Source organism: Micromonospora sp. NPDC002411, from assembly GCF_053592955.1.
In genome coordinates, this window is record NZ_JBSFBM010000093.1 from 1 (window position 1) to 20,414 (window position 20,414).

20 protein-coding genes and 1 pseudogene are annotated in these 20,414 nt (G+C 69.9%); 14 read left to right on the top strand and 7 right to left on the bottom strand.

Translation table 11 applies throughout. The annotated features are described in order from the left end of the window. Both ACWCO3_RS13830 and ACWCO3_RS13835 read left to right on the top strand, forming a co-directional pair. On the top strand, positions 1 to 401 hold a 401-nt coding region (locus tag ACWCO3_RS13830), incomplete at its 5' end, for a phosphopantetheine-binding protein (RefSeq protein WP_450010162.1). Further along, complete coding sequence (locus ACWCO3_RS13835) at positions 398 to 2,389, top strand: amino acid adenylation domain-containing protein (RefSeq protein WP_450010164.1); 1,992 nt, start codon at positions 398 to 400, stop codon at positions 2,387 to 2,389. The genes ACWCO3_RS13830 and ACWCO3_RS13835, both read left to right, overlap by 4 nt. Before the next feature lie 107 nt (positions 2,390 to 2,496). Here the strand turns inward: ACWCO3_RS13835 and ACWCO3_RS13840 are convergent, their stop codons facing one another. Then, entirely contained in the window at positions 2,497 to 3,366 is an 870-nt protein-coding gene (locus tag ACWCO3_RS13840; protein WP_450010166.1) for a helix-turn-helix transcriptional regulator, read from the bottom strand. A 132-nt stretch (positions 3,367 to 3,498) separates the two neighbouring features. Between ACWCO3_RS13840 and ACWCO3_RS13845 the strand changes: the two genes are divergently transcribed. The 6 genes and pseudogenes from ACWCO3_RS13845 to ACWCO3_RS13870 all read left to right on the top strand — a co-directional run bounded on the left by ACWCO3_RS13845 (position 3,499) and on the right by ACWCO3_RS13870 (position 7,862). After that, positions 3,499 to 4,404, top strand: coding sequence for an oxidoreductase (locus ACWCO3_RS13845; RefSeq protein ID WP_450010168.1), 906 nt, complete (start codon positions 3,499 to 3,501; stop codon positions 4,402 to 4,404). 90 nt (positions 4,405 to 4,494) lie between these two features. After that, positions 4,495 to 4,689: pseudogene (locus tag ACWCO3_RS13850) on the top strand (cupin domain-containing protein); the annotation flags it as partial. A gap of 161 nt (positions 4,690 to 4,850) precedes the next feature. Further along, on the top strand, positions 4,851 to 5,120 hold the full coding sequence (locus ACWCO3_RS13855; RefSeq protein ID WP_450010170.1) for a helix-turn-helix transcriptional regulator: 270 nt from the start codon (positions 4,851 to 4,853) through the stop codon (positions 5,118 to 5,120). A gap of 409 nt (positions 5,121 to 5,529) precedes the next feature. Beyond that, a complete protein-coding gene (locus ACWCO3_RS13860) occupies positions 5,530 to 6,087 on the top strand; it encodes a hypothetical protein (protein WP_450010172.1) in 558 nt (185 codons plus the stop codon). 1 nt (position 6,088) lies between these two features. Beyond that, positions 6,089 to 7,510, top strand: a complete 1,422-nt coding sequence (locus ACWCO3_RS13865; protein WP_145780025.1) for a dihydrolipoyl dehydrogenase family protein — start codon at positions 6,089 to 6,091, stop codon at positions 7,508 to 7,510. Between the two features lie 46 nt (positions 7,511 to 7,556). Beyond that, a complete protein-coding gene (locus ACWCO3_RS13870) occupies positions 7,557 to 7,862 on the top strand; it encodes an EthD family reductase (protein ID WP_145780026.1) in 306 nt (101 codons plus the stop codon). Positions 7,863 to 8,054: 192 nt separating this feature from the next. On the opposite strand, the gene ACWCO3_RS13875 is transcribed toward ACWCO3_RS13870, so the two are convergent. Genes ACWCO3_RS13875 through ACWCO3_RS13895 form a run of 5 tightly spaced genes read right to left on the bottom strand, consistent with a single transcriptional unit; the run spans position 8,055 to position 13,647 of the window. Next, positions 8,055 to 8,390, bottom strand: a complete 336-nt coding sequence (locus ACWCO3_RS13875) for a DUF4387 domain-containing protein (protein ID WP_145780027.1) — start codon at positions 8,388 to 8,390, stop codon at positions 8,055 to 8,057. After that, complete coding sequence (locus tag ACWCO3_RS13880; RefSeq protein ID WP_450010175.1) at positions 8,380 to 9,753, bottom strand: acyclic terpene utilization AtuA family protein; 1,374 nt, start codon at positions 9,751 to 9,753, stop codon at positions 8,380 to 8,382. The genes ACWCO3_RS13875 and ACWCO3_RS13880 overlap by 11 nt, the downstream gene beginning before the upstream one ends. 29 nt (positions 9,754 to 9,782) lie before the next feature. Beyond that, positions 9,783 to 11,447, bottom strand: coding sequence for an FAD-binding dehydrogenase (locus tag ACWCO3_RS13885; protein WP_145780029.1), 1,665 nt, complete (start codon positions 11,445 to 11,447; stop codon positions 9,783 to 9,785). Continuing rightward, positions 11,444 to 12,388 (bottom strand): NAD(P)-dependent oxidoreductase, encoded by a 945-nt coding sequence (locus ACWCO3_RS13890; protein ID WP_450010177.1) that lies wholly within the window; start codon positions 12,386 to 12,388, stop codon positions 11,444 to 11,446. Before ACWCO3_RS13890 ends, ACWCO3_RS13885 begins: the two co-directional genes overlap by 4 nt. Beyond that, on the bottom strand, positions 12,388 to 13,647 hold the full coding sequence (locus ACWCO3_RS13895; protein WP_145780031.1) for an MFS transporter: 1,260 nt from the start codon (positions 13,645 to 13,647) through the stop codon (positions 12,388 to 12,390). The genes ACWCO3_RS13890 and ACWCO3_RS13895 overlap by 1 nt, the downstream gene beginning before the upstream one ends. Before the next feature lie 98 nt (positions 13,648 to 13,745). Between ACWCO3_RS13895 and ACWCO3_RS13900 the strand changes: the two genes are divergently transcribed. From ACWCO3_RS13900 to ACWCO3_RS13910, 3 genes are all read left to right on the top strand, one after another. Further along, positions 13,746 to 14,435, top strand: coding sequence for a GntR family transcriptional regulator (locus ACWCO3_RS13900; protein ID WP_145780032.1), 690 nt, complete (start codon positions 13,746 to 13,748; stop codon positions 14,433 to 14,435). Continuing rightward, the gene (locus ACWCO3_RS13905; protein WP_358052482.1) at positions 14,432 to 15,529 is read left to right on the top strand and encodes a tartrate dehydrogenase; all 1,098 of its coding nucleotides are present in this window, start codon (positions 14,432 to 14,434) and stop codon (positions 15,527 to 15,529) included. Before ACWCO3_RS13900 ends, ACWCO3_RS13905 begins: the two co-directional genes overlap by 4 nt. 88 nt (positions 15,530 to 15,617) lie before the next feature. Continuing rightward, the gene (locus ACWCO3_RS13910; protein ID WP_167524806.1) at positions 15,618 to 16,469 is read left to right on the top strand and encodes an ATP-grasp domain-containing protein; all 852 of its coding nucleotides are present in this window, start codon (positions 15,618 to 15,620) and stop codon (positions 16,467 to 16,469) included. 461 nt (positions 16,470 to 16,930) lie between these two features. Here the strand turns inward: ACWCO3_RS13910 and ACWCO3_RS13915 are convergent, their stop codons facing one another. Continuing rightward, positions 16,931 to 17,302 (bottom strand): VOC family protein, encoded by a 372-nt coding sequence (locus ACWCO3_RS13915; RefSeq protein WP_145780035.1) that lies wholly within the window; start codon positions 17,300 to 17,302, stop codon positions 16,931 to 16,933. Positions 17,303 to 17,395: 93 nt separating this feature from the next. On the opposite strand from ACWCO3_RS13915, the gene ACWCO3_RS13920 reads away from it, so the two are divergent. The 3 genes from ACWCO3_RS13920 to ACWCO3_RS13930 form a co-directional block, all read left to right on the top strand. Next, entirely contained in the window at positions 17,396 to 18,361 is a 966-nt protein-coding gene (locus tag ACWCO3_RS13920) for a helix-turn-helix transcriptional regulator (RefSeq protein WP_145780036.1), read from the top strand. A gap of 712 nt (positions 18,362 to 19,073) precedes the next feature. After that, a complete protein-coding gene (locus ACWCO3_RS13925) occupies positions 19,074 to 19,646 on the top strand; it encodes an RNA polymerase sigma factor (RefSeq protein ID WP_145780037.1) in 573 nt (190 codons plus the stop codon). Then, the coding region (locus tag ACWCO3_RS13930) for a hypothetical protein (protein WP_450010181.1) at positions 19,643 to 20,414 on the top strand (772 nt) is incomplete at its 3' end. The genes ACWCO3_RS13925 and ACWCO3_RS13930, both read left to right, overlap by 4 nt.

Below are 20,414 nucleotides of genomic sequence, written 5' to 3' on the forward strand. Positions count from 1 at the left end.
GGCTCGGTGGACTGTGGACGGCCGGGGTGACGGTGGACTGGGCGGCGGTGCGCGGCGACACCCCGGCGCGGCGGGTGGCGCTGCCGACGTACCCGTTCGCCCGTACCCGGCACTGGCTGGAGGCGACACCGCCACCGGCCCCGGACATTGCCGAACCGTCGCCGCCTCCCTCGGCTACCGGGGAGAGCACTGTGGTGGGCGAGATCGTGGAGCTGTGGGGTCGGCTGCTCGGCTCGCCCGACATCGGGCCGGACACCGACTTCTTCACCGTCGGCGGCGAGTCCCTGCTGTTCATCCGCATGGTCAACCAGGTGCAGCGCCGCTTCGCCGTCCGCATCCCGATGGAGAAACTGTCCGCGCGACCCACGCCGCGCGTCCTGGCCGAGCTGGTGGCGGCATGACCGACCACACCGACCTGGCACACGCGGCAGCGGTGGCGGCCGTGCTCGTCCACCGCCTCTCCGGCGCGACGTCGGTAACGGTGCGCGGCCCGCACGGCGACCACACGCTGCGCGTGCACCCGGACACCACACTGACCGGGGTACGCGCGCAGACGCGGACACCGTCACCCGAGCTGTCCCCGGTGGACGTGGTGCTGGTGACACCCGGCCCACCGGGCGGGGCGGCGGGATCGGTGGGCCCGGTGCCGGTCTGGTTCGCCGGCGACCACTGGCACCCCACCCACCTCCAGGAACGACTGGACACCCTGGGCGGGTGGCTCACCGTCCACCCCGACCGCCCGGTGCGGGAGGCGGTGCTCGTCGGTCCCCGGGAGCGGGCCACGCTGCTCTCCTTCAACCCCGCGCCGACCCCGGCCCCCCGGACACCCGTGCACGAGGCGATCTGCCGGCAGGCGGAGCGCACCCCGCACGCCGTCGCGCTGCGCGGCGGGGGACGCGACCGCAGCTACCGGGACCTGCTCGACGAGGCAGCGGCGCTGGCCGGGCGACTGCGCGCCGAGGGCGTGGGCCCCGGCTCGGTCGTCGCCCTGTGCACCGAGCGGAGCCCGGAGATGGTCGTCGCGGTGCTCGGTGTCCTGCTGGCCGGAGCGGCGTACCTGCCGCTGGACCCGTCCCACCCGAGGGCCCGGCTGGACCTGATGCTCACCACCGCCGACGCCGCGCTGGCGCTCGCCGACGAGGAGGGACGGGCCGCGCTCGGCGCCGGCGGAGCCCCGGCCGTCCCGGTGCGACCACTGGCCGGCGCCGACCTGCCCGCCGTGCCCGTCGACTGGCGTGGCTACCGCGCGCCGGAGGAGGTGGTGGACGGGCTGTCGTACGTCATCTTCACCTCCGGGTCGACCGGGGCGCCGAAGGGTGTGCAGATGACCCACCTGTCGCTGGCCAACCGGCTGGCGTGGATGCAGGAGGAATACCGCATCGGGCCCGGCGACGTGGTGCTGCAGAAGACGCCGTACACCTTCGACGTGTCGGTGTGGGAACTGCTCTGGGCCTTCCTGGCCGGCGCGACGCTGGTCACGGCCGAGGCCCAGGCGCACCGCGACCCGCAGGAGATGGCCGCCGTCATCGCGCAGGAGGCGGTGACCACAGTGCACTTCGTGCCGTCGATGCTCGCCCTGTTCGTCGAGGAGCCCGGGGTCGCCGCGTGCGCAGCCCTGCGCCGGGTGATCTGTAGCGGGGAGGCCCTGCCGCCGAAGCTCGTCAACAAGCTCACCGCCACCCTGCCGACGGTGCGGGTGGACAACCTGTACGGCCCCACCGAGGCCGCCATCGACGTCACCGCCTGGCCGTGCCGCCGACCCGAACCGGACCCCACCGTCCCGATCGGCAGGCCGATCACCAACGTCACGGCATACGTGCTGGACGACGACGGTGCGCTGGCCCCGCTGGGCGTACCCGGGGAACTGGTGGTCGGCGGCGACTGCCTGGCCCGGGGGTACGCCGGACGGCCCGACCTGACCGCCGAGCGGTTCGGCACCGTGCACGTCGCCGGGCGTCCCCAGCGGGTGTACCGCACCGGCGACCTGGCCTGGTGGTCACCGCAGGGTTACCTGAACTACGGCGGGCGCATCGACACGCAGGTGAAGATCCGTGGGCAGCGGGTGGAACTCGGCGAGATCGAGTCGGTGCTGAACAAACACCCGCTCGTCGCGAACAGCGTGGTGCTGCTCCGCGACGACCTGGGTGCGGCCCCGACCCTGGTGGCGTACGTGGTGACCGAGCGGCACGCCGACGCGGGCGACGTGAGCGAGGCGGCGCTGCGGGCGTTCCTGGCCGAGCAGCTTCCCGACCACATGGTGCCGCTGCGCCACGTGGTGCTGCCCGAGTTGCCCGCGACCGCCAACGGCAAGGTCGACCGCAGGGCTCTGCCCGCCCCGCCGGCCCGGGTCCGCCGGCCGGTACGGGTCGGGTCAGCCTTGGGGGCGTAGGGCGTCGGGAGCGGAGGAGTCCGCAACGGGTCCGAGGGATTTGGCGACGCGCTGCTCCCCCGGCGCATCCACTGCCGCCCGCTCCGGGACAACCGACCATCCCTCTATCATCGAGCGAGTGCTGAGCGGGTCGCGTGCAATGACGCCAGGAGCCGCAGCCGGTCCGCGTGGGCGCTGTCCGGCTCGGCGGTGAAGACGAGCATGACGGCGCCGGGACTTCCCGGCAGGGGGTAGGTGTCCCAGTCCAGGACGATGTCTCCTACCTCGGGCACCCGGAAGGTCTTGGTGCCGCTGACCGAGTCGCGTACGTCGTGCTGGGCCCACAGCCGCCGGAACTGGGCGCTGCGGATGCTCAGCTCGCCAACGATCGCGGTGGCGCGCGGGTGGGTGGGGTCGGTGGCGACGGCGGCGCGCATCATTCCGATGTAGTCCAGAGCCTGCCGCTCCCAGTCCGGACAGCCGCGCTCTCCCGTCAGCGTGTCGTCGAACAGCAACAGGAGCATGTTGAGCCGGCCGGTCGGGTAGGTGTCCGGGTCGCCGAGCAGCGCCTGCGCCATCGGGTTCCAGTCGAGCAGATCGAGATGCCTGCCGAGTACGACCGCAGGGGTGTCCATCACCCGCAGCAGGCGCTGTGTGCCCTCCGGCACCCGCTCCGGATCGCGGTTGACCCGGGCGGGCATCGATCGGCGGGCGGCGTGGGCCAGGGCGAACAGGTGCCGGCGTTCCTTGTCGTCGAGGTTGAGCGCACCGGCAAGCGCGTCCAGGACGTCGTCGGACGGGCGTACCTCCCGGCCCTGCTCGATCCGCTGATAGTAGTCAGTGCTCAGCCCGGCCAGCAGGGCCAGCTCCTCGCGCCGCAGCCCGGTGACCTTGCGCCGCCCGCCCGGCTCCAGCCCGACGTCGTGGGGACGCAACCGGCTACGCCGAGCGCGTAGGAAGTCGCCGAGCTCACGAGCGTACGGATGAGGGCTGTTCATGCCGCAAGTGTGCAGCGGTCCGGACCGCCGAAGGTAGGTCCCTCAGACCTAGGGAACCGAGAACGACCGAACCGGCCTGGATCGCTCCTAACGTCAGTGGGCCAGCGACACCGACACCTCCAGGAGCAGCAGATGACCGGATGGACCGCCGACCGCATTCCCGACCAGCGGGGTCGCGTCGCCGTCGTGACCGGCGCGAACTCAGGCCTCGGCCTGGTCACGGCAGCCGAACTGGCCAACCACGGCGCCCACGTCGTGCTCGCCGTTCGCGACACCCCCGCTGGCGAGAAGGCCGCCCGCCGGATCGGCGGCGACGTCGAGGTGCGCGAGCTGGATCTGGCCTCCCTCGCCTCCGTGCGAGCCTTCGCGGCGAAGCTGGCCGACGACCACCCGGCGATCGACATGCTGGTCAACAACGCCGGTGTAGTGCTGCTTGGTCCGCGCCGCACCTCCGCCGACGGATTCGAGCTGCAGCTCGCCACCAACATGCTGGGCCACTTCGCGCTGACCGGCCTGCTGCTTGGCAACCTGGCCGCTGCGAGGGAAGCCCGCGTGGTCACTCTCAGCTCGATCACCCACAAGAACGCGCACCTGGACTTCGATGACCTGATGTTCGAACGCGGCTACCGGGCAGCCTCCGCCTACGGCCGATCCAAGCTCGCCACCACGATCTTCGGCATCGAACTGGACCGTCGCCTGCGTGCAGCCGGGGCGCCGATCGTCAGCGCGCTGGCCCACCCCGGTCTCACCCGCACCAACCTGACTCCGCGCGCCTGGGAGCACCGTGGCCGGTTCGGGCGGCTGATCGCGTGGGCCGGTTTGTTGGCAACCCAGCCGGTGGCGCAGGGCGCACTGCCGCAGTTGCGTGCCACGACCGATCCCGGTGTGCGGGGCGGCCAGTTCTTCGGCCCGGCCGGGCTCTGGGAGACGCGAGGCAGGGTCACCGAGGCCCGGCTCAGCCGGGAGGCCGCCGATCCGGCCGTCGGCACGCGGCTGTGGGCGGCGGCGGAGGAACTGACCGGCGTCCGCTATCTCTGATTTACGGCGGTCACCGGGCTCCCTGGTCCACGTCGCGTGTGTCGAGGCCCATTCGCCCGATCGAAATTCGAAGTCCCAGAGCCCGGCACGGTGACCCGGCTCGGCACCACACCCGTTCGGACGCGCTTGGTCACCATCTTCTACGACTGCGACCACACCGCGCGCACCCAGGTTCTCCCTGCCCTGCCGGACCTGCTTCACATCCCTGGTGGCGACGGCACCGAAGGGGTCGACGACATAGTTCGCCTTCTCACCCGGGAACTGGCCCACCCCCAGTTCGCCGGTACGGCGGTGCTCGACAACCTCGTCGACATCATGCTGATCCAGTTGCTACGCGCCTGGCTGCCCGGCCGGCCCGGCGACCAGCGCGGCACCTGGCTCGGCATGCTGACCGACCCGGTCGTCCATCAAGCCCTCCAGCACCTCCACGCTGATCCTGCGCACCCTTGGACGACCGCGAAGCTGGCGCCACCCTCGCGGTGTCGCGGGCGACGCTTGCCCGGCGTTTCCCGGCCGCCATCGGCCAGAGCCCGGTCGCCTACCTGACCCAGTGGCGGATGGACCTCGCTGCCGCCCGCCTGCGGGGCGGCTCCGGATCGGTCGAGGCGATCGCCGCGTCTGTCGGCTATCTCTCGGTACCGGCCTTCAGCCGCGCCTTCACACGCGCCTATGGGCAGGCACCTGGCCGCTTCCGCAGCGCCACCCAGCCAGCTTGAGCCGATCGACGTTGCAGTACTAGCCCGCGGATTCGGTCGACTGCCGCTCGGCAGTGATCTGGAGAAGTCCTTCCACGCCGCGGAGGAAGGTCTCGGACACCAACGCGGGGTCGAAGAGGCATCCCGCTGCCATGGCACCGTCGCGGAGCATGACGAAGTGACGCGCGGCGGCGCCTCGGCGATGATCCGATCTACGCCGACGGGATGGATGCCCTCCGAGTAGAAGATCCTGGTGGCCGTGGTGAGGAGCCGCTGGCGCGCCTCGGAGGGCCGGGCCTTCGGTGCGGTGGACGTCATATCGTCATCGCGCCGGATAGAACGTTCGGTCTTGACGATCCGGGGAGGGTCTGTCATGCTGGATGAGACAGAACGATCGGTTTACCCAGCCCCTCCGCTGAAAGGGTCACCCGTGACCACCATTGCTTCGCCCGGTATTTCCCAGACGGCTTCCGCGCTGCGGCGGCTGTACTTCACCCGCTTCGCATTCGCCATCGTCTGGGCGCTCGTGACGATCGCCACCGCCAAGGAGATCAGTCCGCTCGCGGTAGCGCTGTTCGTGCTCTACCCGCTGTTCGACGTGGGCGCCGCGATCTACGACCTTCGTTCGTCGCAGGCCACCGGCTCGCCGGCCCTGCTGTACGTCAACATCGCGGTCAGCCTGCTCGCCGCCGTCGGAGTGGGCGTCGCCAGCTCGTCCGGTATCCCCGCCGTCCTGCGGGTGTGGGGCGCCTGGGCGGTCGTGGCCGGTCTGGTCCAGTTGGTCGTGGGTGTCACCCGCCGCAGGATGGGCGGCCAGTGGCCGATGATCATCAGTGGCGGCATCTCGACTCTGGCTGGTGGGTCCTTCATCGCCAGCGCTGCGGCGGCCAACCCGTCGCTGACAAACGCCGCCGGCTACGCCATCCCCGGCGCCATCTTCTTCCTCATCGCCGCCGTCCGCCTCGGTCGCGCCGCGAAGGCCAACTGACATGACCACCATGGAGTACGACGTCATCGTGATCGGCGCCGGTCCGGTTGGAGAGAACGTGGCCGATCGGGTCGTGCGGGGCGGGCTGAGCGCCGCGATCGTCGAGCGGGAGTTGGTTGGTGGTGAGTGCTCGTACTGGGCCTGCATGCCGACGAAGGCGTTGCTGCGCAGCGCGTCCGCGTTGCGGGCGGCACGTCACCTGCCGGGTGCGCGGGAGGCGGTGACGGGAGACCTGGACGCGGCTGCGGTGCTGGGCCGGCGGGACTCCTTCGCGTCGCACTGGAAGGACGACGGGCAGGTGTCCTGGCTCGAGTCGGCGGGGATCGCGCTGCACCGCGGCCAGGGACGGATCGTGTCGACCCGGGCCGTCGAGGTGACCGACGCCGACGGGGCCACGGCCAGGTTGACCGCGCGGCACGCCGTGGTCGTCGCGACCGGCAGCAGCGCCCTGCTACCGGATATCCCGGGGCTGCGCGAGTCGGCGCCGTGGTCCAGCCGCGAGGCGGCTTCGGCCAGTTCGGTTCCCCGTCGGCTCGCCATCATCGGTGGTGGCGTCGTGGCAGCCGAGATGGCGACAGCGTTCGCCGCACTCGGATCGTCGGTGACGGTGCTGGCCCGCGACGGCCTGCTGCCGTCGGCGGAGCCGTTCGCCGGTGAACTGGTCACCGAGTCGTTGCGCGAGGCCGGTGTGTCCGTACGCCTCGGCGCGGAGGCCGTTGCCGTCAACCGCGACGACAGCGGAGCCGTCCACATCAAGACCGCCGCCGGCGAGCGGATCGAAGCTGACGAGGTGCTGGTGGCGGTGGGTCGCACACCAAACACTCAAGACATCGGCCTCGACCGGGTCGGGCTGGCGCCGGGTGCCTGGCTGGCGGTCGACGACACCTTGCGCGTCGTCGGCGGCGGCGAGTGGCTCTATGCGGCGGGCGATGTCAACCGGCGGGTGCTGCTGACCCATCAGGGCAAGTACCAGGCCCGGGCGGTGGGCGACGTGATCGTGGCCCGCGCGAAGGGTGCGACGGTCGAGGACGGCCGGTGGGGCCGGCACGTGGCGACGGCCGACGAACGTGCGGTGCCACAGGTGGTCTTCACCGACCCGGAAATCGCGTCGGTGGGCCTGACCGCGGCTGCGGCCGAGGCGGCTGGGCTACGGATCCGCGTCGTGGACTACGACCTTGGGGCCGTGGCCGGAGCTTCCCTGCACGCCGATGGCTACCGGGGACACGCCCGCATGGTGGTCGACGAGGACCGAAAGGTGATCGTCGGCCTCACTCTCGCAGGCCCGGACGTCGCGGAACTGATCCACGCCGCGACCATCGCCATCGTCGGCGAGGTCCCGCTGGACCGACTCTGGCACGCGGTTCCTGCCTACCCGACCGTCAGTGAGGTGTGGCTGCGGCTGTTGGAGACCTACGGCCGCTGAATTCAGATCTGCAGCGTTAGTTCCGTCCCAATTCGAGGAGAGTCCCATGCCCACCAAGATCACAATCATCATCGACAACCCTGCGAGCCCCGACGACTTCGAGCGGGCTTACGCGGACGTGAAGGCTGCCGCAGCGACGTTCCCGAAGCTGCAGCGACTCGAGTCCGCGAAGGTGTGGCCGAAGGAGGATGGCACCGCCACCCCCGCGTACCGGACGCTCGACCTCTACTTCGACAGCTACGAAGACGCCTCCGCAGCAGTCGCGACAACCGTTGCAGCTGATGTCTTCGGCGCCCTCGTGGGGACGCAGGTCACGTTCAAGGGGCTGTTCTCGGACATCGAGCAGGCTTAAGGGTTACAAGATCCCCGGGCGTAGGCAGAAACGACGCCTACGCCCGGTTCCTCAGCTGCAGCGGGCTTGTTCGGGCCCAGAATCGCCCGGCTTTTGCACCGTCGTGGTTGCCGCAACCTCAGTGGAATGCGCGCGGCAGTGCCGCTGCCCGCGAGTCCCGAGGTGCTCCCGCTGATCCGGTTGGCACTGGTCTCAGTGCGACTCCGGCAGCGGGAGCATGGCCAGGGGCACATGGTGCTGCCCGGCGTGGATGTCGCGGTCGCGCAGGCTGCCCTGCGCCACGGGGCGCGGGAACGAAATCTTGACGACGTTCAGCGCCGGTATCCGGAAGATGCGGATGGCGTCAGCCGGTACGCCGTAGAGGCGGGCGATCAGCGGCGCGTCCAGGAAGCCCGGGTCGGCTACCAGGGCGTACCCGGCAGTGTCGCGCATGAACAGCTCCATCGTCACCCAGAACGGGCCGGCGTTCTTCGACCGCACCTCCAGCGCGAGGTCGGCGACGGTGCGGGGGTGGGCGTTATCGGACATCGCTGTCCTCCGGGAGGTGGATGCGGAAGAGGCTGGTGGGCGAGTCCACGTCGACGACGTGGTTGAGGACGAACTCGTACGCTGCCCCGCGCTCGGTCTCTGCGGGGGAGTAGGGAAATGCGAGGCTGGGCAGGTAGTCCATGTCGGGTGTGGGCAGGTGCAGCATGAGCGGATTGGCGATCTTCGCGACGGCGGTGGCCGTCTGCTGATCCACGGCGCTGACCAGGAGCATCACGCCGACCTCACGGGGTGTCCGGGTGTCCGGGTCCTTTGCCTCCAGCACGGCGTCGTAGCCGTACAGGCGAATGTCGAAGGCGTAGTCGTCGGCGCTGAGCCCGAGCGTCTGGGCGACCCGATCCGTCGTGACCCGGCGCAGCAGCTGTGCCCAGGTGGTGATCTGGCCGAGGATGTGCGGGTCGCGGATGGCGGTGAACGACATCGTCTCGTAGCCGGTGATCCGGGCCCCCTCAAGCTTGTTCGTGTACGGGGCCGGCTCGAACCGGGAGCCCTCCACCCGTACCCGCCGCTCGTCCAGGGCCCGGTAGGTGGCGTCGGCGACCATCAGCGTGCCGGCCGGTTCCCGCATCGAGAACGGGTCGGCGGTCTCGTAGAGCATGTGCGCGGCGACCGAGGTGGGCGTGCAGGCGACGGCCGGGTCGAGCGGCTCGACGGTGAAGCCGGTGGCGTCGATGGTGGCGAAGACCCCGCTGGAGCGCGGGTTCGTGGTGCACTGCGCGCCGCACTCGATGATCTTGGCGGCGTGCCAGGTCGGGCCGGCCGGCATGCCGGCCATCAGCGGGAAGGCGGCGGCCAGGGCGGTGTCGGTGGCGCGCCCGGCCAGTACCACGTCGGCTCCGCCCGCCAGCGCCTCGGCAATCGGCTCATGGCCCATCATCGCGACGATGTGCTGGCAGCTGTCCAAGGTCGCCGGGTCGAGGTCGCCGGCCGGCGGGAGCGGGTGGATCCGGCCCTTGTCGAGATGGTCCTTGAGGTCGATGGCGCGCTGCTCGCTGTAGATGGTGGCGACCCGCAGGTCCAGCGCTTCCTCAGCCAGGATGCCGCGGGCGATCCCGGCGACCCAGTCCACGCCGGAGTCGGTGCCGCTGGTGCCGCACGAGCCGACGATCAGCGGAATGCGCGCCTTCGCCGCCGCCCGGAGCAGGAGGCGCAGGTCGCGGGCCACGGCCGCGGCGGTGGTCTTGGCCGTGCCGGTGCCCAGATAGTACGGGCCGGAGTCGGTGGACCCTCCGTCCACGGCGATGGCGTCGGCACCGAGTTCCAGTCCACGGTCGACGATCTCGGGCGGGAATCCCGAGCCGAGCATGCCGGAGGGCACGAGAATGCGTACGCAGTCGCGGGTCACGGTTTCCTCATTTCGCGGGTACGAGCCGGTCATCCGACGGTGGTGGCCACGGCGCGGCCGGCCTGGCGGCCGGAGAAGAGGCAGCCGCCCAGGAAGGTGCCTTCCAGCGCGCGGTAGCCGTGCATGCCGCCACCACCGAACCCACTGGCCTCGCCGGCGGCATAGAGTCCGGGCACCGGCTGGCCGGCGCCGTCCAGCACCCGACCATCGAGGTCGGTGTGCAGGCCGCCCAGGGTCTTGCGGGTGAGCACATGCAGGCGTACGGCGATCAGCGGCCCTGCCTTCGGGTCGAGGAACCGGTGCGGCGCCGCGGTCCGCATGAGCCGGTCGCCCCGGTAGTTTCGGAAGTTGCGGATGGCGGCGATCTGCATGTCCTTGGTGAAGCTGTTGGCCAGCTCCCGATCGCGTGCCTCGATCGTGCGCTGGATGTCGAGCGGGTCCAGCAGAGGCTCGTCGGTGAGCGCGTTCATGCCCTTCACCAGCTCGTCCAGCCGGTTGGCTACGACGAAGTCGGCGCCCTGCCGCTTGAATGCCTCCACCGGTGCCGGTGCGCCGCCACGGAGGCGGCCGAGTACCTGTTTGACGCTGCGACCGGTCAGGTCCGGGTTCTGCTCGGAGCCGGAGAGCGCGAACTCCTTCTCGATGATCTTCTGAGTGAGAATGAACCAGCTGTGATCGTGGCCGGTGGTACGCAGGTGGGCGAGTGTGCCGAGGGTGTCGAATCCGGGGTAGAGCGGCACCGGCAGCCGTCGTCCGCGCGCGTCGAGCCAGACCGAGGACGGCCCGGGCAGGATCCGGATGCCGTGCGCGTCCCAGATCGGGTTCCAGTTCTGGATGCCCTCGACGTAGTGCCACATCCGATCGGGGTTGATCACTGCGCCGCCGGCGTCCTGCGTGATGGTCAGCATGCGGCCGTCCACATGGGCGGGCACGCCGCTGATCATGTGGGTGGGCGGCGTACCGAGCCGTGCCGGCCAGTTGCGGCGGACCAGGTCGTGGTTGCCGCCGATGCCGCCGGAGGTGACGATGACGGCCTGCGCGGTGTAGGCGAAGTCGCCGATCTCCTCCCGCGAGCTGGCGGTGCCGCGGGCGGCGTCGCTGGGCTCCAGGACCCGGCCCGTGGCGCCCACCACCGCGCCGTCGCTGACGGTCAGTGCGTCGACCCGGTGCCGGAAGGCGAACCGGACGAGACCGCGTCCGGCGGCCTCCCGCACGATCGCGATGAAGGGTTCGAGCAGGCCCGGCCCGGTACCCCAGGTGACGTGGAAGCGGGGCACCGAGTTGCCGTGTCCGGTGGCGTCGTAGCCCCCGCGTTCGGCCCAGCCGACGATGGGGAACATCTTGACGCCGAGGCCCCGCAGCCACGCGCGTTTCTCGCCGGCGGCAAAGTCGACGTACGCCTCGGCCCAGCGCCGTGGCCACGCGTCCTCGGGGCGGTCGAACCCGGCGCTGCCCTGCCAGTCCTGCCAGGCGAGTTCGGTCGAGTCGCGGATGCCCATCCGGCGCTGCTCGGGGGAATCGACCAGGAACAGGCCGCCGAACGACCAGAATGCCTGGCCGCCGAGGCTCTGCTCGGGCTCCTGGTCGAGTAGCAGGACGGATCGGCCGGCGGTGACGAGTTCGGCGGTGGCCACCAGTCCGGCGAGGCCCGCGCCGATCACCATCACGTCCGCATCCGCTGTCCTGGTGGTCATGCCGGCTCCTTCAATTCGGTGAGCGAGTGGGCGGGCCGGCCGTCGAGGGCGGCGACGAGTTCCTTGGCGCCCTCCATCCCCGCGGCCAGCCGGGCCTCGGCAGTCTGCCCGGCCATGTGCGAGTAGACAGTGATGCCGGCCACGCCGCGCAGGATGCTGTCGGCGGGCAGCGGCTCCACGTCCACCACGTCGAGGGCTGCGCCCGCCAGCCGGCCGGACCGGACCGCCTCGACCAGGGCGGCCTCGTCGACGAGCGGCCCGCGTGCGGTGTTGATCAGGTGCGCGCCTGGCTTCATCCGGGCCAACGCTGCGCTGTCGATCAGATGGCGCGTGAGCGGGGTCAGTGCGGTGTGGACCGACACGAAGTCGGCGTCGCGCAGCAACTCGTCGAGCGTGACCCGGGTGACCGGCGCGGGCAGGCTGCCGGTGCACAGCACTGTCATGCCGAAGACAGCGGCCAGCGGCGCAACGCGCTGGGCCACCGCGCCCTGCCCGATCAGGCCGAGCGTCCTGCCGCGCAGCTCGTGGCCGTCGGTGCGGGGCCAGCCGCCGGCGGCCACCCCGGCGGCCATCGGCACCAGGTACCGGGCCTGGGCGAGCAGCAACCCCATGGTGTACTCGGCCACCGCGTTGGCGTTGATCCCGGGCAGGTTGCTCACGCTGATCCCGAGCCGGCCGGCGGCGGTCACGTCGACGGAGTCGTACCCGACTCCGGTACGCACGACGGCGCGCAGGTCGGATGCCTGGCGCAGCACCTCCGCGCTCATCGGCTCGTTGGCGATCAGCGCCCCCTCGACGCCGGCCAGGGCCGCGATCAGCTGCTCCGGCCGGCGTGGTCCCCGCATGGGGTCGTGCCGCGTGGTGAAGCCGAGCCCGGTCAGGTAGGTGTCCACCTCGTCGCCGGGGGCGAGGTAGTCAGTGGTGATGAGGATGGTCGACATCATTCGCTTCCGGTGAGGGTGACGGCCCGGTTGGCCCGGTGCACACGCTGCAGGCGTTCGAGACGGACGACGACGAGCAAGGCGAGTAGGGAGAGCACGGCGATGTAGAGCGGCATCCCGTCCCAGCCGACCAGGTCGATCACGGCGCCGATCAGGGCGGGGCCACCGAAGCCGCCCAGGTACCAGGTGACCGCGTACAGGCCGGTGTAGGCGCCGAACACCCGGCTGGACGGCGCCAGGTTCCACAGCGCCACCGCCGCGTTGATCGTGAAGGCGGCGGCGCCGGCCGAGGCTACGCAGAACGCGACGACAGTACTGGTGGCGGTCTGCACGACGGCGCCCGCCGCCAGCGCGACGGCGAAGACGCCGATGCCCACGAGGATGATCCGCAGCCGTCCGAAGCGCTCGGCCAGCAGCGCGGCCGGATAGGCGGCAGCCACGTAGACGATGCCGCTGGGCAGGGTGAGCCCGCCCGCCTCGCCGCGGCTCAGGCCCAACGCCTCCATGCCGTACGGGGTGATCAGCGACCGTGAGGCGAACCATGCCCCGCCGAAGAGCAGGACGGTCAGCAGCAGCAGGAGCCGGCGGCGGTCCTGGTCGGTGAACAGTCCGGCGACGATCTGCCGCAGCGGTTGGCTGACCGCGGCGGGACCGGCGGAGGACTCTTCGGCCACCGCGGCCTGGTAGGCCGCCGAGCGGCTGTCGCGCACGTTGGCCAGCAGCACGAACGTGGCGGCCAGCATGATCGCCGACGGGATGACGAACGCCGCCCTCGGATGCTCGTCCACCACGAGCAGGCTGATCAGCGACGCGACGATGATGGTCAGTGCGGTCGCGATCTTCACGACGGCGTTCGCCCGGCTGCGCCGTTGCGGGGGCAGGAAGTCCGGCACCAACGACTCCGCCAGCGGTCGTGTGGTGTTGGCGATCAGCGCGTAGCAGAACATCACCACGACCAGCGTGGCCAGCGACGTGGTCCACGGCAGTAGGACGAAGACCAGCGCGGCCAGGGGCATGCCCACCGCGAGGTACGGGATCCGCCGCCCCCACCGGGTCCGGGTGTTGTCGGACCGGTTGCCGATCCAGGGCTGGATGAAGATTCCCAGCAGGTTGTCCATCCCCATCAGCGCGCCCACGAGCGCCGCGCTCGTCACGTGCTCGCGCAGCAGCACGGGCACCTGATTGTCATAGAAGTTCCAGGTCGACTCCTGGGCGAAGAGTGCGAGGGCTATGAAGAACGTGATCCGCCGGTTGGACACACGTCCACCTCCTTGTGTCCCCGGTCACGGTAAATTGCTGTAGCAAACTCGTCAACAGTTGCAAACGAGTTTGCTATGTCATGCGCTAGAGTGCGGTCATGACGACAGCCGGCACGCTCGCCGATCAGGCGTACCGACAAGTTCGCACCGCGATCGCCACCGGCGAACTCGCGCCGGGAGAAAAGGTCACCGAGCGCGGCATGGCCGAGCGGCTCGCGGTCAGCCCGACCCCGGTCCGCGAGGCCCTGCGTCGGCTGGAGCTCGACGGGCTGATCGAGCGGATCGGGCCGCGTACCGTGCTGGTCGCCGCCATCCGCGACGCCGCCATCGACGACCTCGCCGAGGTGGAGGTCGGCCTGCGTGGCCTCGTCGCCCGCTTCGCCGCCCGACACGCGACCGCCGAGCAGCTCGACGCGCTCGACGCCATTCTCGACCGCGCCGACGACCTGCTGATCCTCCTCAAGGAGCGTTCCGCTCAGGGCGGGCCGGTCGAGCGGCACCTCACCGAACTGCTCGACACCATGCAGCAGTTCAACGACACGGTCAGCGCCTGCGCGCACAACCCGGTGCTGGTCCGAATGCTCGAGCAGAGCCGCGTGTTCTCCCGCCCGCAGCGCCGCGAGCTGCTTCTGCAACGGGTGGCGGAGGACGACACGTTCGGCCTGGAGCGATACAGCAGCCACCGGGCGCTGGTCCGGGCGCTACGGGCAGGCGACTCCGCCGCCGCGGAGCGCATCGCACTCGAGGACTCGCAGGGCGGCCTCGCAGCGCTTCGGGAGGCGCCGTGACCACCCACCGGATCGCCGTGATTCCCGGCGACGGCATCGGCAAGGAGGTCGTCCCGGCCGGCCTCGACGCGCTGCACGCCACTGCGCGTCGTTTCGGCCTGACGCTCGACTTCGAGAGCTTCGATTTCGCCAGCGCCGACTACTGGCAGAGGCACGGCGAAATGCTGCCGCCCGACTGGGAACAGACGCTGCGTGGTTACGACGCCATCTACTTCGGCGCGGTGGGCTGGCCGGAGGTCGTACCCGACCATGTCTCGCTCTGGGGCAGCCTCCTGCAGTTCCGGCGGGTCTTCGACCAGTACGTGAACCTGCGCCCCTGCCGGCTGATGCCCGGCGTCCGCAGCCCCCTGGCCGGCCGGCTCCCCGGCGATATCGACTTCGTCGTCGTCCGGGAGAACACCGAGGGCGAGTACTCCAGCGTGGGTGGGCGGATCTTCGAGGGCACCGACCGGGAAACCGTCCTACAGGAGACGATCATGACACGCGTCGGCGTCGACCGTGTCCTGCGCTTCGCCTTCGAGCTGGCCAGCCGTCGCCCGAAACGGCACCTGACGTCCGCCACCAAGAGCAACGGCATCTCCATCTCCATGCCGTACTGGGACGAACGGGTGGCCGCGATGGGCGAGCGGTTCCCCGACGTTCGCCTCGACAAGTTCCACATCGACGCGCTCGCGGCGCAGTTCGTGCTCCATCCGGAGTGGTTCGACGTGGTCGTGGCCAGCAACCTGTTCGGCGACATCCTCTCCGACCTCGGCCCGGCCTGCACCGGCACACTCGGAATCGCCCCGAGCGCCAACATCAACCCTGGTGGTGAGCACCCGAGCCTGTTCGAGCCCGTGCACGGCTCCGCACCCGACATCGCAGGCAAAGGCATCGCCAACCCGATCGGCCAGATCTGGTGCGGCTCGATGATGCTGGAGCACCTCGGCCACCCCGAGGCCGCCGCCCACCTGCTCGGCGCGGTCGAGGACGTCCTGACGTACGGGCCCGGACAGGCACCATTGACCCCCGACCTGCACGGCACCGGCACGACGGCGGAGCTGGGCCGGGCAATCGCCGAGAGGGTCAGCGAACGTCCGTCCGGCGCCGCATGAGGTGGCGGCAGGTCGTCGCCCCGCTCAACTGGCTGAACGTGTGGCCGGCGGTGCCGACCGAGGCGGCCGCCTCGGGCAGGATGTCGGCGTGATCTTGTTGGTTCCCGCGGACCCGCTGCGGCCGCGTCACCCGGATGAGCACTTCGCCGCAGAGGCGCGGGCTGCACGTGTTGCCGGCCTGGATGTGGCGGTGGTCGACCATGACGCGTTGGCGCGGGGCGGGGATGTGCGCCGCGCGGTCGCGTCGGTATCGAGCAGCGGTATGGCTGTGTACCGCGGCTGGATGCTGCGTAGCGAGCAGTACGCCATGTTCGCTGAGGTGCTCGCTGAGCGTGGTGTGGTGTTGCGGACTGGTGCTGAGCAGTACCGGCTGGCGCATGAGCTGCCTGGCTGGTATGCCGCTCTGGCTTCCGTGACCCCGCCATCAGTCTGGACCACGGGCTCCGAGCGGGCGGACTTCGACCGCGCGCGTGCCGTGCTGGGCGCGGGACCAGCGGTGTTGCGTGACTACAGCAAGTCGATGAAGCACTACTGGGACGAGGCCGCGTTCATCCCTGACCTCGGGGAGGGTGCGGCTGCGTGGAGCGTGGCGAGGCGCTTTCTGGAGCTACGTGACGACGACTTCGTGGGCGGGCTCGTGCTGCGGCGCTTCGAGCGATTCGCCTCGACCGAGGTACGCACGTGGTGGATCGACGGCGTGTGCGTTCTGGTAGGGCCGCATCCCGATAGTCCGAACGATCCGGCGCCGGTCGAGGTCGATTTGGCCCCGGTCGCTCCGTTGGTCGGCGGGCTCGGGCTGCCTTTCATCACCGTGGACCTCGCTCTCCGCGAGGACGGCGTATGTCGGGTCATCGAACTCGGCGACGGGCAGGTCAGCGACCGACCAAACACCATCGCATCTCAAACAATGATCGACATCCTGCTTGCCCGGGTTGGCTGATCGGCTATTCGCCTGAGCGTCCGCTCTCGCCGCCGATCAAGCACCACACGCCGCCGGATCTGTTTGGCCCGCGACGGAACAAGTCGTCGGGCTGGATCGCCGGACCGAGGAGAGGTCGATTCTGCCGCGAGGCGCGCGCTACGCAGTGTCCTGCCGAGCTGGCCTGAGTGCCGTCCGGACGTGCCGATGTGAGCGCGTTCGCTGCTGTTCCCCTATGAGTGTTACTGGAGCAGGTTGAGCTGAGACTTCTCACCCGACTGGCAGCGCGGATGTCACTCACCGGATGTCAGTTACGCGCCGAGGTGGCTGGCCCAGCAAGATGACCTCCGAGAAGATCGCGGTAGCCCGCAGGTGTACACCTCCGAGGAGTGCACCGTCGACGTGGGGCACTCGTCGTCCTCTCGAAGTCGGACAGCGGCAGGCGCGACACCTGACGTGCGCGCCTGCCGCATTGTGGCCTTTCAGCCCTTCGGTGCGACCCGGATGCGGTTCCCGTCAGGATCGGCTGCGAGGAAGGTCAGCCCGAACCCCGCATCGTGAGGCTCGTGCAGGATCGTGACGCCCTTGGACTGCCACTGCTTGAAGATCGCGTTGATCTCGTCGGGTCGTCCACCGCCGATGGCCAGGCAAACCTCACTGGTACGTGGGACGTTCGGCGACAGATCCTCGAACTGGCCGGACCACAGAGCGAGGTCAGCGCCCGGCCCGAGGTCGAAGGTGATGTATCCCGGAGTCTCGAACGAAGGGCTCATGCCGAGGAGGTCGCCGTAGAAACGAGCTGCGGCGGGAGCGTCGTTCACATAGACGATGGACACGACGGACGTGGTGGTCATGGTTGTTCCTTCTCACAGGTCGTAGGTACGCATCCACCAGCCTGGCCGGAATATGCGCCGCATGGTGTCGCAATTTCCTGGAAAACTTGGTGTGTGACCCCGGACCGCTTCTTCGCCGTGATGCTGCTCCTCGATTCGAGGGATGGCGCGACCACACAGGAACTTGCCTCAGCGCTCGGGGTTTCCCTCCGAACCATCACCCGGGACCTGAACTGGCTCCGCGACGCCGGACTGCCCGTGACCGCACACCGGGGCCGCCTCGGCGGCGTGACCATGCTGCCCGGATCCGGGCTCGACCTCACCCGACTCACGCCTGACGAGCGTGATCAACTCTCGCTCATCGGGCTGGATGAGAAGCAACGTGCGGAGCTCGACGCATCGGCCGAAGGCCAGCGCGCGCTCGCCAAGCTCGCCGCTACACAGTCACGTCGAGTTCATGAGCTCCTGCCGCTCACCGACGTCGTGCACGTGGACAGCCGTCCCTGGCACCAGACACGAGCTTCCGGCACGACTCCGGCTTCGCTGATCGGCTCAGTGCGGCGAGGTCGCCAGCTACGGATCGTGTACGACAGCCCACGCGAGTCATGCCCACGCGACCTGGTCGTGGATCCCTACGGGCTGCTCGCCAAGGCCGGCATCTGGTACCTCGTTGCCGACTGTGCCCGAGTGCCACGGATGTACCGACTCGAACGGATCACCACGTGGAAAGAAGTCGACCAGCCACGACGGCTCCGCGAGAACCAAACCCTGGCCACCGTCGCTGCAGCGCTCATTGATCAGTGGGCACACAACCACGCGATAGAGGTCAGCGCCACCATCGACCAGACCCAGATCGAGCGAGCGCAACGGATTTTCGGCTTACGACTCGTCCGGGACAACCATGAAGAATCCGCCACCGGCCATAAGGTGAGAATTCGCTTCATGCATCTTGAGGACGTACGAGCATTGCTGCCGTTCGGAGGCGCCATCACGGTACACGGCCCCACCGAAGCCAGGGCTTACCTCCGCGCCCTCGCCGCCGACCTTGCCCGCCACTATGCGCCGTCACCAACGTCCTGACCAGCAATACCTGGTTGTCCGCGAGGATGCACACCACCCTGACGTCAAGATCAACTAACTCTCATGCCGCTGATCGGGCGCCGCGTCCGTGACGGTGCGTCCAAGCGACCAATGTGGGCGCGGAAGCCAACGCTGGTAACAGCAAGGTCTAGGGGTGCCAGCTCACGATCGGTCGGTGGTCGCCGGTCTGGCTCAAGCCGGGTCTTGGGAGAGCCGACTGGGCCAGAGAGGGTGCGGGGTCCTGTTGCACAACGGAGTGCTTCGGAGCCACGGGCAGCAGATGGCAGTGCTCTATGTTTCCTGGCAGGGGAGGGCGCGCAATTGTGGGCGTGGAGCCAGGCGGGTAGGGCCGCTCGTCGGGCGGTCTCCGATCGGTAGGCCCGGTCGTCGCGCCAAGTCGGGCGAGCCGCCATTTCTCGGCGCCTCTGGCAGCCCCGTCGAGAACCAGATCCAGCCCTGAAACGGCGGGGAGACTGCCGATGTTGGAGTGGCAGCCTCGCTGCCGCGACGCTGCCTCCATCTTTCGACTTCAGCCCTCGGCCCTGGCCTGGGCGCCACGCTTGGGCCCAACGCTGACCGCACCGCACCGCAGCCGCTCATGCCGCCGAGCGGTCGCTATTGGGCGACCGCCTGCCGTCCGATCCCGCGCCTGAACACTTCCCCGCCTGATCGGCAATGTCAGGGTGAAGCGCGGACTTTGCCGAGGAGGGCCATGGCTTCGGATGCGGATTTGATAGGCCGGTCGCTGGATGGCGATGTCGACGCCTTCGTAGAGGTGGTCGAGCGTCATGAGGCCGCCGTCGGTTCGTACCTCGTTCGCCGGGCTGGGCGGGATGCGGCTGAGGACCTCCTGGGCGAGGTTTGGGTTGCGGCGTTCGAGTCGCGGCGATCCTACGACCGGTCGTACAACGATGCGCGGCCGTGGCTGTACGGGGTGGCGTTGAATCGCTTGCGGCGCTACTGGCGGTCCCGGCCGGCCGAGGACCTGGTCGCCGACGTGCCGGACGTCGCTACTGGCTGGGATCCGTGGTCGGCGGTGGACCTCGGCGTGGACGCCCGGGCGGTACTCCGGTCGGCCCTGACGCGGCTCAAACCCGAAGAGCGGGAGGTCCTGAGGCTCGTCGCCTGGGAGGACCTGACCGCAGCCGACGCCGCGCGGGCACTCGGCATACCGGCCGGCACCGCGCGGCGGCTGCTGAGCCAGGCCAGGACGGCATTGCGCGACGCCCCGGGGGTGTCCGCGCTTCTGAAGGACCGCAACAGCGCGAAGGAGAGACACCGATGACCGACGAGCTCGATCTGGTCGGTGCGTTGGGCAGCGCAGAACCACTACGCCCGGAGGCGTATCAGCGGGCGCGGGCGGTGCTGCGAGCGGCTATGGCCGACCCCGGAACCGTACGGCTGCCGGGCGCGATATCAGCGGCGGACACGACTATGGAGGCGACGTCAACCATGGAGACGACGACAACCACGCGGGACCACGAATCCAGGCCGGCGCTTCGGCGCCGCCGCAGGATCGGTATCGCGGGCCGATTGGGCATCGGCGCCGGGGTGGGGGTTGCCGCCGCGGCGGCAGTCGTCGCTGTGGTGCTCAACTCGTCGGCGACCGGGGGCATGGAGGCCAGCAAGGATTCGTCAGCCGCCACCTCTGGCTCGACCACCGTCGACGGGTCGGCCGAGCGCGCGCCGCTGATGACCCTGGCCGGGTCCATCAAGACGGTCACCCCGGCGACGGGCGACGCGTGGCTGGTGAAGGCGACGCAGGTCCACGGCACCAAGACCATGCAGGTCGTCTACACGCTGTACACCGACGGTCACGAGATCTATACGGGCAACAGCGTGAAGGACATCAAGCGTGCGATCGCCCGTCATGAGGACCAGATGACGGACGGCGGTTACGCTCCGCTCCTCAAGGCAGCCGTCGCCGCGGCGGACAGCAGCCCGGCCGACGGCCGGACCCTTGGCCGCCGCGAGCTGGCCCTGCACCACGCTGTCGTAGGACGGCCGGTCCACCGAGCGGAACACCCCGATCGGGGTGTTGCGCAGGTCCAGG